Source organism: Mesorhizobium sp. M0106 (genome assembly GCF_040322715.1).
Classification (GTDB): Bacteria; Pseudomonadota; Alphaproteobacteria; order Rhizobiales; family Rhizobiaceae; genus Mesorhizobium.
Genome location: NZ_JAMYUA010000003.1, coordinates 283,596 through 296,678 on the forward strand (window position 1 = coordinate 283,596; position 13,083 = coordinate 296,678).

General features: G+C 61.3%; 12 protein-coding genes and 1 tRNA gene. 9 read left to right on the plus strand and 4 right to left on the minus strand.

All coding sequences use genetic code 11. The annotated features are described in order from the left end of the window. Positions 1-56 precede the first annotated feature (56 nt). The 4 genes from rimO to NKJ55_RS04940 form a co-directional block, all read right to left on the minus strand. The gene (gene rimO / locus NKJ55_RS04925; RefSeq protein ID WP_352448918.1) at positions 57-1,370 is read right to left on the minus strand and encodes a 30S ribosomal protein S12 methylthiotransferase RimO; all 1,314 of its coding nucleotides are present in this window, start codon (positions 1,368-1,370) and stop codon (positions 57-59) included. 152 nt (positions 1,371-1,522) lie between these two features. Beyond that, on the minus strand, positions 1,523-2,182 hold the full coding sequence (locus NKJ55_RS04930; protein WP_023675054.1) for a TerC family protein: 660 nt from the start codon (positions 2,180-2,182) through the stop codon (positions 1,523-1,525). Positions 2,183-2,372: 190 nt separating this feature from the next. Then, positions 2,373-2,780, minus strand: coding sequence for a DUF930 domain-containing protein (locus NKJ55_RS04935; protein WP_036238130.1), 408 nt, complete (start codon positions 2,778-2,780; stop codon positions 2,373-2,375). A gap of 275 nt (positions 2,781-3,055) precedes the next feature. Then, positions 3,056-3,145: transfer RNA gene (locus NKJ55_RS04940), tRNA-Ser, on the minus strand. 460 nt (positions 3,146-3,605) lie between these two features. On the opposite strand from NKJ55_RS04940, the gene NKJ55_RS04945 reads away from it, so the two are divergent. From NKJ55_RS04945 to NKJ55_RS04985, 9 genes are all read left to right on the plus strand, one after another. Continuing rightward, the gene (locus NKJ55_RS04945) at positions 3,606-4,337 is read left to right on the plus strand and encodes a hypothetical protein (protein ID WP_352448919.1); all 732 of its coding nucleotides are present in this window, start codon (positions 3,606-3,608) and stop codon (positions 4,335-4,337) included. 274 nt (positions 4,338-4,611) lie between these two features. Continuing rightward, complete coding sequence (locus NKJ55_RS04950) at positions 4,612-5,835, plus strand: septal ring lytic transglycosylase RlpA family protein (protein WP_352448920.1); 1,224 nt, start codon at positions 4,612-4,614, stop codon at positions 5,833-5,835. A gap of 130 nt (positions 5,836-5,965) precedes the next feature. Further along, complete coding sequence (locus NKJ55_RS04955) at positions 5,966-7,096, plus strand: D-alanyl-D-alanine carboxypeptidase family protein (RefSeq protein ID WP_352448967.1); 1,131 nt, start codon at positions 5,966-5,968, stop codon at positions 7,094-7,096. Between the two features lie 64 nt (positions 7,097-7,160). Further along, the gene (tmk, locus tag NKJ55_RS04960) at positions 7,161-7,835 is read left to right on the plus strand and encodes a dTMP kinase (RefSeq protein ID WP_352448921.1); all 675 of its coding nucleotides are present in this window, start codon (positions 7,161-7,163) and stop codon (positions 7,833-7,835) included. Then, positions 7,832-8,887, plus strand: coding sequence for a DNA polymerase III subunit delta' (locus NKJ55_RS04965; RefSeq protein WP_352448922.1), 1,056 nt, complete (start codon positions 7,832-7,834; stop codon positions 8,885-8,887). The genes tmk and NKJ55_RS04965 overlap by 4 nt, the downstream gene beginning before the upstream one ends. A 153-nt stretch (positions 8,888-9,040) precedes the next feature. Beyond that, positions 9,041-10,591: a methionine--tRNA ligase gene (metG, locus tag NKJ55_RS04970; protein ID WP_352448923.1), complete on the plus strand. Its 1,551-nt coding sequence runs from the start codon at positions 9,041-9,043 to the stop codon at positions 10,589-10,591. Further along, positions 10,591-11,385 carry a TatD family hydrolase gene (locus tag NKJ55_RS04975; protein ID WP_352448924.1) on the plus strand — a complete coding sequence of 265 codons (795 nt, stop codon included), beginning with the start codon at positions 10,591-10,593 and terminating at the stop codon, positions 11,383-11,385. Before metG ends, NKJ55_RS04975 begins: the two co-directional genes overlap by 1 nt. 3 nt (positions 11,386-11,388) lie before the next feature. Next, positions 11,389-12,207: an MBL fold metallo-hydrolase gene (locus tag NKJ55_RS04980; RefSeq protein WP_023675062.1), complete on the plus strand. Its 819-nt coding sequence runs from the start codon at positions 11,389-11,391 to the stop codon at positions 12,205-12,207. 203 nt (positions 12,208-12,410) lie between these two features. Continuing rightward, a complete protein-coding gene (locus NKJ55_RS04985; RefSeq protein ID WP_352448925.1) occupies positions 12,411-13,001 on the plus strand; it encodes a hypothetical protein in 591 nt (196 codons plus the stop codon). The last annotated feature ends 82 nt before the right edge of the window (positions 13,002-13,083 follow it).

A 13,083-nucleotide genomic window follows, 5' to 3' on the forward strand; every position in this document is an offset into this window, starting at 1 on the left:
GAAACATATCGAACGAAAGGGCGCCACGCGGCGCCCTTTTCATTTTGGACGGAATATCAGACTGCTGAGCCGTAAAGGTCGTAAGCGTCGGCGCGCTCGATCTTGACCGTGACGATGTCGCCGGCGCGCAGTGGCCGCCGCGACTGGATATGGACCGAACCGTCGATTTCGGGCGCGTCGTATTTGGTCCGGCCCTTGGCCGAATTGCCATGCGCCTCGTCGATCAGGACCGGCAGGCGCTTGCCAATTTTCTTGGTTAGCTGCGTTGCCGAAATCTTCTGTTGGCGCTGCATGAAGCGGTGCCAGCGGGCTTCCTTGATCTCCTGCGGCACTTGCTCGAGGCCGAGCTCGTTGGAGCGGGCGCCTCTGACCGGCTCGTATTTGAAACAGCCGGCGCGGTCGATCTTGGCCTCGTCCAGCCAGTCGAGCAGCATCTCGAAATCGTCGTCCGTCTCGCCGGGGAAGCCGACGATGAAGGTGGAGCGGATGGCAAGGTCCGGGCAGACGTCGCGCCAGCCGCGAATGCGCTCGAGCGTCTTTTCGCCATGAGCGGGCCGGCGCATGTTCTTCAGCACCTGCGGCGAGGCGTGCTGGAATGGGATATCGAGATAGGGAAGAATCTTGCCCTCGGCCATCAGTGGAATGACGTCCGCGACATGCGGGTAGGGATAGACATAGTGCATGCGCACCCAGACACCGAGCTTACCCAGTTCTTCCGATAGATCGAGGAATTTCGCCCGCACTTCGCGATCGCCGAACATGCTGGTCTGGTATTTGATGTCGATGCCGTAGGCGCTGGTATCCTGCGAGATGACGAGGATCTCCTTGACCCCGGCCTTGGCCAGCTTCTCGGCTTCGCGCAACACGTCGGCGGCCGGCCGCGATACCAGGTCGCCACGCAGCGCCGGAATGATGCAGAAGGTGCAGCGGTTGTTGCAGCCTTCCGAAATCTTGAGATACGCATAGTGGCGCGGCGTGAGCTTGACCCCTTGCGGCGGCAAAAGGTCGATGTGGGGATCATGGCTCGGGGGGGCAGCCTCATGCACCGCCGCCATCACGCTTTCATAAGCTTGTGGTCCGGTGATGGCGAGGACGTTCGGATGTCTTTCACGGATGACGTCCGGCTCGGCGCCGAGGCAGCCGGTGACGATAACTTTGCCATTCTCCGAAAGTGCGGAGCCGATGGCGTTGAGCGATTCGTCGCGAGCCGAATCGAGGAAGCCACAGGTGTTGACGACGACCAGGTCGGCGCCGTCGTGCTTGCGGGCGATCTCGTAGCCTTCGGCGCGCAGGCGGGTGATAATGCGCTCGGAATCCACAAGGGCTTTCGGGCATCCAAGGCTGACGAAACTGACGCGAGGGGCGGACATCTAAGCTTTTCCGGATTTTCAGGATTGGCGGCGCAGTATCACACTTGTCGCGGCATTGGTATGGGCAGCGGCTGCGGCGAAACGCAACCGCCAGCGTCGCCGAAGGCTCGCCGAAGCTGAAAGGCCGGCCGATGAGAATTCGAGTCGGCGTGTCAGCTCACCGCACTGCTGACATGCGGCAAGACTTCCACCGCGCCCCGGTAGATCATATCGAGTGCGACATAAAAGATGATCAAAAGGCCGATATAGGCGATCCAGCGATGGCGGTGCAGCAGCTTGGCGATGAAGCTCGCGGCAAGGCCCATCAGCGCGATCGACAGGACGAGGCCTATCACCAGCACCTGGAAGTGATCGCGCGCCGCGCCGGCGACCGCCAGTACGTTGTCGAGCGACATCGACACGTCGGCGATGACGATCTGCAATGCCGCCTGACCCAAGGTCTTCTTGCGCGCCTTGCCGGCCACCATATCATCGCTGTTGATATCGGAATTGGACAGCGCTTCGGTCGCCTCCACCTCGTCGGCATACGACGTGCGCAGCTCGCGATACATTTTCCAGCACACCCACAGCAGCAAGATGCCGCCGGCCAGCAGCAGGCCGACAATCTGTAACAGGGTGACGGTGATCGCAGCAAAACCGATACGCAGCACCGTCGCCGCCACCACGCCGATGAGAATCGCTCTCTTGCGCTGCTCGACCGGCAAGCCCGCCGCGGCCAAGCCGATGACGATGGCGTTATCGCCTGCAAGCACGAGGTCGATGGCGATGACCTGGAGCAGGGCAGAGAAGCCCGCGGCAGTGAAAATTTCCATCGACTGGAAGTCCCTTGCTGGTTGGCCGACCGTTCGCGTCGAATGCCTGGAGGGCCTAACGTGTATGGTTCCTGCGCGTCAAGGGACTGGTTGGAACAAGGTCGGCAAACCGCCCGTTATTGCGGCAATATACAGAGTTTGCGACGATCGGCCCGAACACCGGCAAAATGCGGCCACAGGTCGCGAATGCCTAGTTATAGAGATTGTATTTGGGCCAGTCGCTTTCCGGAATTTCATCACCGATCCGATAGCGGAGCTGCAGGACTTCCATATGGTCCGGCGCTGTTTCGCATTTGAATTTCAGCCGGTACCACTGTCCCTTGCTGCGAAACGCAGCACCCGGGCTCTTGATCGCATCGGCGCCCATTTCGGGCGTCGCAAAAGCGTAGGCGACGACACGATCGGCTTTGTATTTGTGGTCGTCGCGGGTAATCCGGTCGAGAATTTCGGCGTCGCATCGCTGCTCCAGCCGGGTTTGCGGATCGAGTTTCAGCAGGCCGGCGCGCAATGCGCTGTCCATTGCGCTGGCCGGCCAAGCCACTATCGTCCATGCGAGGACCGCAGAAAATAGTTTATTCATGGGCGGGAGAAGCATCATATTCGGGCGGAGAAATCAACCCGACGAAGCGCGGCTGCGCGGCGGGTGACAGTCTTCGCTTTGTGGCAGGTTGTTGATTACGCAATAGTATCACCGGTACTTTGGTATCGTTGCCACGATCAGCACCTGTTGCATTTCAGCGACGCGAGAGGTGGTGCGCTGCATGGGGCAAAGCGGCGGTCGCCCCGAAGCGGACCGGCCTGTTAAACCCAGGCAGTCGAGAATCCGACGAGCGGAAAACTCGACGTCCATGCCTGCAGGATTGAAGACGGATATGGCGGAGGGAGTGGGATTCGAACCCACGGTGGGCTTGCACCCACGCCGGTTTTCAAGACCGGTGCCTTAAACCGCTCGGCCATCCCTCCAAGGTGATTTTTCAATCACTTAGGATATCGCGAGAGGAGCGGGTTCGAGTTGTCGGTACCGGATTGGCACCAGGACGTTCCCCGACCGGTTCGCGCTCCATTCCTGTAAAGCCGCATTCAGCGCCAAGTCAACCGTGGCGGCCGCACCTTTCGGCGCGATCCAGGGCGGTGAGCAGCGTCATGGCGAGCTGTGTTTGTGCTGAGTGTGGAAAATCGTTTTTAAAACCCGCACGGACTATTAATCGTTGAGCGCTGATATGTTGGGCGCGTTAGGCACATGTAAGTAAATCGTATTCTGGAGTTGATTTTGGCCGTACTTGGCGCTCTCCCGCCCGGTCTTCGCTGTAGACCAGTCCGCGAAACCGACTGGGAGGGAGTGGTTGATTGCCTGTGCAGGGGCTTTCCGGCGCGTAATCGGAGTTACTGGATACACGCTCTGACCCGCTTGTCGCAGCGGCCTGTGGTTGCCGAGTTCCCACAATATGGCTTTGCTTTGGAGCATGCCGGTCGGATCGTCGGCGTCGTGCTCACCCTTTATGCTCGCTATCACGGGTCGGAGAGCGAGGAAATTCGCTGCAATCTTTCAAGCTGGTCAGTCGATGCAGATTTCCGTCCCTATGGCGCCATGTTGGTTGCGGCGGTTCTCAAGCGGAAGGACGTGACCTACACGAACATTTCGCCTGCACAAGCGACATTGAAAGCCAACCGGGCGCTCGGCTTTCGGCTCTTCTCCAGCGGACAATTTACCTTCTTGCCGGCTTTAAGTTCGGCGCAGCGGTCATGTCGCGTGGTCGAAGTGCGTCCCGATCTCCCGGAATTGGCGATGCTGCCCGAGAGTGAGAGATACATACTCTCGGAACACGCCGCGCTGGGCTGCCTGTCGTTGATCTGCATTTGCGACGGAGTAGCGTTCCCCCTGGTGTTGATGCCGCGCCGAATGTTGCACGGTGTTATCCGATGCCATCAGGTCATCTATTGCCGCTCGCTTGCGGATTTGGGCCGCTGCGCCGGCGCGATGGGGCGCTTTCTCTTGCGAAGCGGAATCCTGGTTTGCTTTGTCGACGCCAAGGAGCCGATTCCAGGCTTGGTGGGATGGTACCGCCCCAACAAGGGGCTGAAATACTTCAAAGGTCCCAGACCACCCGCACCTGGAGATCTGACGTTCACCGAACTTGTGATCTTCGGTCCCTGAATCTGCGCTCGCAGCCACGCCAAGCCAGGGGCAAAGTGCGCCACCAACGAGCGTTTCTGATCGATAAGCGATGATTTTCATGCCGATCAGCGAAGCGGTCCGTGCCACAATCTCGCCCGGTTCCGACCACAATCGGTTAATACGGTGATAAACAATTCCTGCGCACAAAAAGGATTGGGGTAGGGCGTCGCCGGCGTTTCTGGAGTGGGTGCTTTGGCATCGCTGACGTTCATGCTGCGGTGCCTTCGTCGATGCTATAGGGGACAATCAAAATATGCAGACCACGGCGCGCCCGCGTCTTCGTCGCGCTTCCGCTTTCGCGCTGTTGGCCTTGTCGGCAGCCTTTCTTGCAGCATGTGCCGGGCCGCAGCAAAAGGCGATGGTCAACAAGAAACCTCGCTCCAAGGAATATTTTTCCGAAGCCGAATACGGCGTGAAAGCCAGCCCGCGCGTCATGTTCAAGACGTCTCGCGGACGCGACCAGCTCGGCAAGCCCTATCAGGTGCGCGGCAAGTGGTATTATCCGAAGGAAGACAAACGTTACGCCAAGGTTGGCCTCGCATCCTGGTACGGTGAGGCCTTCCACGGCCGGTTGACCGCCAACGGCGAAGTCTACGACATGGCAGATCTGACGGCGGCGCATCCGACCATGCCGCTGCCGAGCTATGCGCGGGTCACCAACATGAAGACCGGCAGCTCGGTGATCGTGCGCGTCAACGACCGCGGACCCTATCATGATGGACGCATCATCGATGTGTCGAAGCGCGCTGCTGAAATGCTCGATTATGCCAACATCGGTACGGCCGAGGTGAAGGTCGAATATGTCGGCCGTGCGCCGCTCGAAGGCAATGACGGGCAGTATCTTATGGCTTCGTATCGTCCAGGCAACAGGGCGCCGGATCCGTCGGACGGCCTGCCCAGCGATGTCATGGTCGCGATGAATGGGCCGTCGCCAAGCCTGCCGGTGAGCGCTGCTGCCGTGCCGTTCCCCGGTCAGCTGACGAATTCCGGGCAGGGATCCGATGCAGGGCCTGTCACGGCAGTGCAAGCATCTGCTTTGGGAGACATTGTACTGCCCGATTTCGGCCCGATCGTGCCGGAGCGCCCGGAGATCAACCTGCCGGCGCAATCGCCGTTCACCGTGGCGTCGCTGTCTTACGCGGACGAGCGCGTGCAACGCGCCTCCAACGCGTTTGCCGAGCTGGATGGCGCCGGCATGTCGCCCGCCGAAATTCTTCAATCGTGGAAGCGGCAAGCTCCTCCAACCGGGTCGCCCACGGACTATGTCGCGGCGGGTTCGTTCGAGAATGCCGCCGAAGCGGAGCGTGTGGCGGCCCAGCTTTCCAGCTTCGGCAAGACCGAGATCCAGCGCTCGGAACTTGAAGGCAAGGACTGGTACTCGGTCAACCTCTTTGCCGACGGTCGTGGCAGCCTGGACGAGATGCTGCAGGCAGCGTGGTCGCATGGTGCGCCGGATGCGCTTGCTGTACGCAACTGAGCTCGGGCTGCCTGGTTTTTTCGTGCGCGATTGATACGCCAGGCAAAAGCCTGATAGCTTCTGCCAACTTGCAAAAGCGCCGGCTCACTGGTCGAACCTGATGAAATCTTTTCACCCTTTCACCGGGCTTATGGCGCTCGGCCTGCTGCTGCTCTCGCTTGCGCAGGCCTCAGCTCAGCTTTTCGAGACCAAGGCCGCGCAGGCCTTCATGATCGATGCCGAAACCGGAACCGTGCTGTTTTCCAAGGACGCCGACAGGTTGATCCCGCCGGCCTCGCTGGCCAAGCTGATGACGATGGAAGTGGTTTTCGACGCCATCAAATCAGGGCGCATGACGCTCGATGACACCTTCGTGGTGAGCGAGAACGCCTGGCGCAAAGGCGGCGCTCCTTCGGGGACATCGACCATGTTCGCCAAGCTCAAGTCGACGATCCGGCTGGAAGACCTGATCCAGGGCGTGACCGTGCAGGCGGCCAATGACGGCTGTATCGTCATCGCTGAAGGGATGGCCGGGTCCGAAGCAAACTTCGCGGCGCAGATGACCGAGCGTGCCCGCCAGATCGGCTTGCAGAAATCGACTTTCGTCAATTCCACCGGTCTGCCGGCCGATGGGCAGCAAACGAGCGTTCGCGAACTCGCGCTTCTGGCGCTGCATATCTGGCGCAACTACCCGGATCTCTACCGCTATTACGGCCAGAAGGATTTTACCTGGAACAAGATTTCCCAGAGGAACCGCAATCCGCTACTGGCCATGGACATAGGCGCCGACGGGCTCGCGGTCGGTGCCAGCGAGCAATCCGGGTTCGGCATTGTCGGCTCGGTCAGCCACAACGGCACAAGGGTAATCGCGGCGATGAGCGGCCTGGCAAACGACCGTGAGCGTGCTGAGGAAGCGCGAAAGCTGCTCGACTGGGGCGTTCGCTCCTTCGAGAAGACTGAAGTATTCGCCAAGGACGAAGTGGTTGGCGAAGCCCAGGTCTTTGGCGGCGCCAAGTCCGGTGTCGCGTTAAAGGCAAAAGGACCGGTGCAGATCTTCCTGCCGATCACCAACCGCGACAAGCTCACCGCCAGGATCGTCTATGACGGACCGGTGGCAGCGCCGGTGGAGGAGGGGCAGCCGGTGGGTACGCTGCGCGTCTGGATCGGCGATACGCTGAGCCAGGAGACGCCGCTGTTTGCCGCCGAGTCGATCGGTGTCGGTTCGCTGCCGCAGCGCGCGCTCGATGCCGCCAAGGAACTGGCCGTCGGCTGGCTGCGTTAGCACCGTCGCGGTGGACCTTTTTTCCCGCCGGGACTATACGGTCCCCGAAGTATGGACAAAGGCTTTGGCGCGCGGATTTTTCATCACTTTTGAAGGCGGCGAAGGAGCAGGCAAGTCGACGCAGATCGAGCGGCTGGCAAAGAAGATGCGCGCCAAGAAATACGATGTGCTGGTGACGCGTGAGCCGGGTGGCTCGCCGGGCGCGGAGGCGGTCAGGCATGTCCTGCTTTCAGGCGCAGCCGAGCCGTTCGGCCCCAAGATGGAAGCGCTGCTTTTCGCCGCTGCGCGTTCCGACCATGTCGAACAGGTCATCCGGCCGGCAGTCGAGCGCGGTTCGGTCGTGCTTTGCGATCGTTTCATGGATTCCTCGCGCGTCTACCAGGGCGTCACCGGCGGCCTCGACCCGGCATTTATGGACGCATTGGAGAAGGTCGCCATCAACGGCATGGTGCCGGACATGACACTGATCTTCGACATCGACCCCGCCGAGGGCCTGAGGCGCGCTACCGCCCGGCGGGGCAGCAGTGACGGACCGGACCGCTTCGAGAAAGAAACATTGGCCATCCACCAACGCCGGCGCGAGGCGTTTCTCGCGATCGCCTCAGCTGAACCCGAACGCTGCGTTGTCGTCGATGCCTCAGCCGACCTAGATGCGGTGGAGGATGTCGTTACCGCCGCGGTCTTCGCGGCTCTCGAGAGGATGATGCCGGCGCAAAGAAGGCAGGCGGCGCCAGCATGATTTTCGAACGCATCGCGCCCGAACAGCACGATACGCTGGACGGGGTGCCCGAGCCATCCGAGACGCCGCGTCTTGTCGGTCACCTGCAGGCGGCCAACATGCTCGCCACCGCTTACCGCTCGGGAAAGCTGCCGCACGCACTGATCTTTGCCGGACCGGTTGGCATCGGCAAGGCGACGCTGGCCTTTCACCTGGCGCATCATCTGTTGAAGCACCCGGCCTTCGAGCAGGCGCCGGAGAGCCTTGCCGTTCCAGATCCGGCTTCGTCGCTGTTTCGACAGATCGCCACCGGCGCGCATCCTTCGGTGCTGCATCTTACACGCCCGGCGAACGACAAGACCAAGAGCTTCAAGACAGTGGTGACGGTCGACGAAATCCGCAAGGTCAGCCGTTTTCTGTCGCTGACCTCGCACGACGGCAGCTACCGGGTGGTTATCGTCGATCCCGCCGACGACATGAACACCAATGCTGCCAATGCCTTGCTGAAGAATCTTGAAGAGCCACCCGCGCGCACCTTGTTCATCCTCATCGTCCATGCGCCGGGCAGTCTGCTGCCGACGATCCGGTCGCGCTGCCAGATGGTGCGGTTGGCGCCGCTAGATGCCGAGAGCTTGATGACGGTTCTGGAAGGCATCGAGCCGCCGCCACCGGAGGATCCTGGGGCGCGCGCGGCGCTGGCGGAGCGGGCAGGGGGCAGCGCGCGCAATGCGATCCTGTTGACGCAGTATGGAGGGCTCGAAATCGCCGCCACCCTCGACGCCCTGGTGATGTCCAAGAAGATAGATGTCGCAGGCGCCTACCGTCTTGCCGAGGCGGTCGCCGGCCGCGACCAGGCGATCCCGTTCGAGATATTCAATCGCCGCGCGCTTGATCTGCTGTCGGCCGGCGCCAGCCAGGCCGCGCTCGCCGGCGATCTCGCGCGGGCCAAAACGCTGTCGGATACTTGGCACGAGGCTTTGAACGCTATATCTGAAACCGAGACCTACAATCTCGACAAAAAGCAGCACGCCCTGACCATGATCGACCGCCTGAATTCTGCAATGCGAATGTGACGGCCGCCGGCGTGGCTTTGAAGCCCCTGAGTATTGATCCCAATCAATCGCAGGAACTTCGAAGCCACCACATTGGCGTCGGATGGCAATTGCCGTTTCGATGCGATATCTCACCGCGACATCTTTCATTCAGACATTCATGACGGCTCATCCATGGCACGCGAAAAATACTACGTCACGACGGCTATTTCCTATCCGAACGGCAAACCGCATATCGGCCATGCCTACGAGTTGATTGCCACCGACGCGCTGGCCCGCTTCCAGCGGCTCGACGGTAAGGACGTGCTCTTTCTCACCGGCACCGACGAGCACGGCATCAAGATGCTGCAGACGGCGAAGAGAGAAGGTATTTCAGCGCGCGATCTGGCAGACCGCAACTCGGCCGATTTCGAGCGCATGGCCGTCGCGCTCAATGCCTCCAACGACGATTTCATCCGCACCACGGAAAAGCGGCACTACAAGGCCTCGCAGGCGATCTGGAAGGCGATGGCCGCCAATGGCGACGTCTATAAAGGCGGCTATGCCGGCTGGTACTCGGTGCGTGACGAAGCCTATTACGGCGAAGAAGAGACCGAGGTGCGTAGCGACAATGTCCGCTACGGGCCGCAGGGGACGCCGGTCGAATGGGTCGAGGAAGAGAGCTACTTCTTCCGGCTGTCGGCTTATCAGGACAGGCTCCTTGCACTTTACGAAAACCAGCCCGATTTCGTCGGTCCTGCCGAGAGGCGCAATGAGGTGATGAGCTTCGTCAGGTCCGGCCTGAAGGACCTATCGATCTCGCGCACCACGTTCGACTGGGGCATCCCGGTGCCGGGCGACGAGAAGCATGTGATGTATGTCTGGGTCGACGCCTTGACCAACTACATCACCGCCGCCGGCTATCCGGATCCGGCCAATGAGAGATGGTCGTTCTGGCCGGCAAACGCGCACGTCATCGGCAAGGACATCGTCCGCTTCCACGCGGTCTACTGGCCGGCTTTCCTGATGTCGGCTGGCATCGAATTGCCGAAGCGCGTGTTCGCGCATGGTTTTTTGTTCAACCGCGGCGAGAAAATGTCGAAGTCGGTCGGCAACGTCATCGACCCGTTCGCGATGATCGAGCACTACGGCCTCGACCAGGTGCGCTATTTCTTGCTGCGCGAAGTGCCGTTCGGCCAGGACGGCAGCTACAGCCATGATGCGATCGTCAACCGCACCAATGCCGACCTTGCCAATGGCCTCGGCAATCTGGCGCAGCGCTCGCTGAAGATGGTCGCCAAGAACTGCAGCGGCGCGGTGCCAAAGCGCGGCGAACTGACCGAAGCCGACAGCGCCATCCTCGACCAAGCGGTGGGGGCACTCGCCGTCGCGCGAAAGGCGATGGCGGATCAGGGCATCCATTTGGCGCTGGCGGCGATCTTCGGAGTGGTGGCCGAAGCTGACCGCTATTTCGCCTCTCAGCAACCCTGGGCGCTAAGCAAAAGCGATCCGGACCGTATGAAGACAGTTCTGTGGACGACGATCGAAGTCGTCCGGCGCGTGACGCTGCTCTGCCAGCCCTTTGTTCCGGGGTCGGCTGCAAAGCTGCTCGACCTGCTGGCGGTGCCGGCAAACAACCGTGACTTTGCGCATGTCCACGCCGACTATGCGCTGGTGCCCGGCACGGCATTGCCCGCGCCGGAGGCGGTCTTTCCGCGTTACGAAAAGCAGGACGCGAACGCCTGATGCTGGTCGACAGTCACTGCCACCTCGACTTTCCGGATTTCGCCGAAGAGCGGGCGGCCATTGTCGCCCGCGCCCTAGCGGCCGGCATCGGCCGAATGGTGACGATCTCGACGAGGGTTAGGCGATTTAACCAAGTGCTTGAGATTGCAGAGACTTTCGATGAGGTCTATTGCTCGGTCGGCACCCACCCGCATAATGCGGCCGAAGAGCTTGATGTCACTGTCGATGATCTGGTGCGGCTCTCTGCTCATCGCAAAGTGGTGGCGATCGGCGAGGCCGGACTCGACTATTTCTACGATCATGCGCCGCGCGACGCACAGGCGCAGGGCTTTCGCACCCACATCGCCGCGGCGCGCGTGACCGGTCTGCCGCTGGTCATCCATTCGCGCGACGCCGACGACGACATGGCTGATATCCTCGAAGAAGAAACGGGGAAGGGCGCCTTCCCCTTCATCCTGCACTGTTTTTCGTCGGGGCGCCGGCTGGCCGAGATCGGCGTGGCGCTTGGCGGCTACGTCTCGTTTTCCGGCATCCTCACCTTCAAAAACTCCGCCGAGCTGCGCGCCGTCGCCGCCGATGTGCCGCGCGACCGTCTGCTGGTCGAAACCGACGCGCCATACCTTGCGCCGATCCCGTTTCGCGGCAAGCGTAATGAGCCCGCCTATGTCGCGCATACAGCCAAGGTGCTGGCCGAGACGATCGGCTTCAGCGAGGCCGAGATCGCTAATATCACCACGGATAATTTCTTCCGGCTGTTCAGGAAAATGCCGCGCCCGAGCGCGCCGGGCGCCTGACGCATGAGCGACCGGTTACGTCTTACCGTCCTCGGCTGCGGCTCATCGCCGGGCACGCCACGCATCACCGGCGACTGGGGCAATTGCGATCCCGCGAACCCCCGGAACCGGCGCACGCGCACCGCAGCGCTTGTCGAGCGGATCGCGGCGAGTGGCGCCCGGACCACGGTCGTCATCGACACCGGCCCGGATTTCCGCGAGCAGATGCTGCTGGCATCGGTCAAGCGCATCGATGCGGTGGTCTATACACATCCGCATGCCGACCATATCCACGGCATCGACGATTTGCGCGGCTTCGTGCTCGAGCAGCGCCACCGGATCGACATCCATGCGGATCAGGCTACCATGCTGCGCCTACGCGAGGCGTTCCGCTACTGTTTCGAAACACCGAAAGGCAGTTCGTATCCGCCGATCGTCAACGCCCATATCATCGACCACCACAGGCCGGTGGTGATCGCAGGCGAGGGCGGCGCCCTCACCCTCGAACCGCTGCTGCAGCTCCATGGCGACATCACCTCGCTGGGTTTCCGCATCGGCGGGCTGGCTTATTGCCCTGACGTCAGCGACTTTCCGGAGGCGACCGCCAAGCGTTTGCGCGGGCTGGACATGCTGGTCATCGACGCGCTGCAATACACCGTCCATCCGAGCCATCTGTCGCTTGGCCAGGCGCTTGGCTGGATCGAAAGACTGGCGCCGAAGAACGCGGTGCTGACGCATATGCATGTGCCACTCGACTACGCTACGGTAATGGCCGAGACGCCGGCCAACGTCGAGCCTGCTTATGACGGCATGACGATCGAAATCCCTTACGAATCAGCGTGAAAGACTAAGTTTTTACGTCCTGGGTTCCCGAGTTGGATCTCGCGAGGTGCTAGCTTCACGTCACATCCAATCGGCCATGCCAGTTCCATAATCTATCTTATGCGACTACGCCTATAGCATCCGATGGCGGCGAGATCAGGCCGGTCACTCTTAGACATTCGCAACAGCGCTGTGGGGCAACGGGCATGCTAGGGTTGCGAATCATGAAGGCGCTTCCGCTGCTTGCAAGTCTTGCCCTCACCCTCGCCTGCGCGCTCACTGGCGCGCGAGCGCAGGACCTTGATCGTGAGCCAGGCGAGAACGACCTGGCTTTCGCCAAACGTGTTGTTGGATTCGCCGACAATGCTGATCCGCACACCACAGCCGTGAGCTGGAACGGCCTCCAGACACTCTTCGTCGATTACCAGACCGCTGAGGACTATCCGGAACGCCCGCTCGTCGCGCTGCAACGGCTAGCCGACAACAGATATCGCGCAATCCAGGTCACGATCGGTGAACAAGAGGGCGACACACCGGACATGGCGCTCGGCCTCGCCAACGCCGATCACGACCCGGCAAAGGAACTGATCGTGATACTTTCCTGGGCTCAGATGCACTACGATGTCGAAGGGACGCTCTACGAAGTTCGCATCTTCGATGGCCCCAAGCCAGGCCAGAAGGCGCTGACTCAATTGAAAGCGAGCCGGAAGTTCGATGCCACATGCGACTGCCATTGGCGCGACGGCGCAACGAAGCACTTCCGCTTCAAGACGATCGCGGCGGTCAAGGCTGAACTGAAGCGCCTGGGCTATTAGCCGCCGGCGAGGGCTCGCTTCCCGGATGTTGCCCTCGCCATCTCGCCTATGCTGACCCGCAATCGTCCCCAGCGCCGGTACA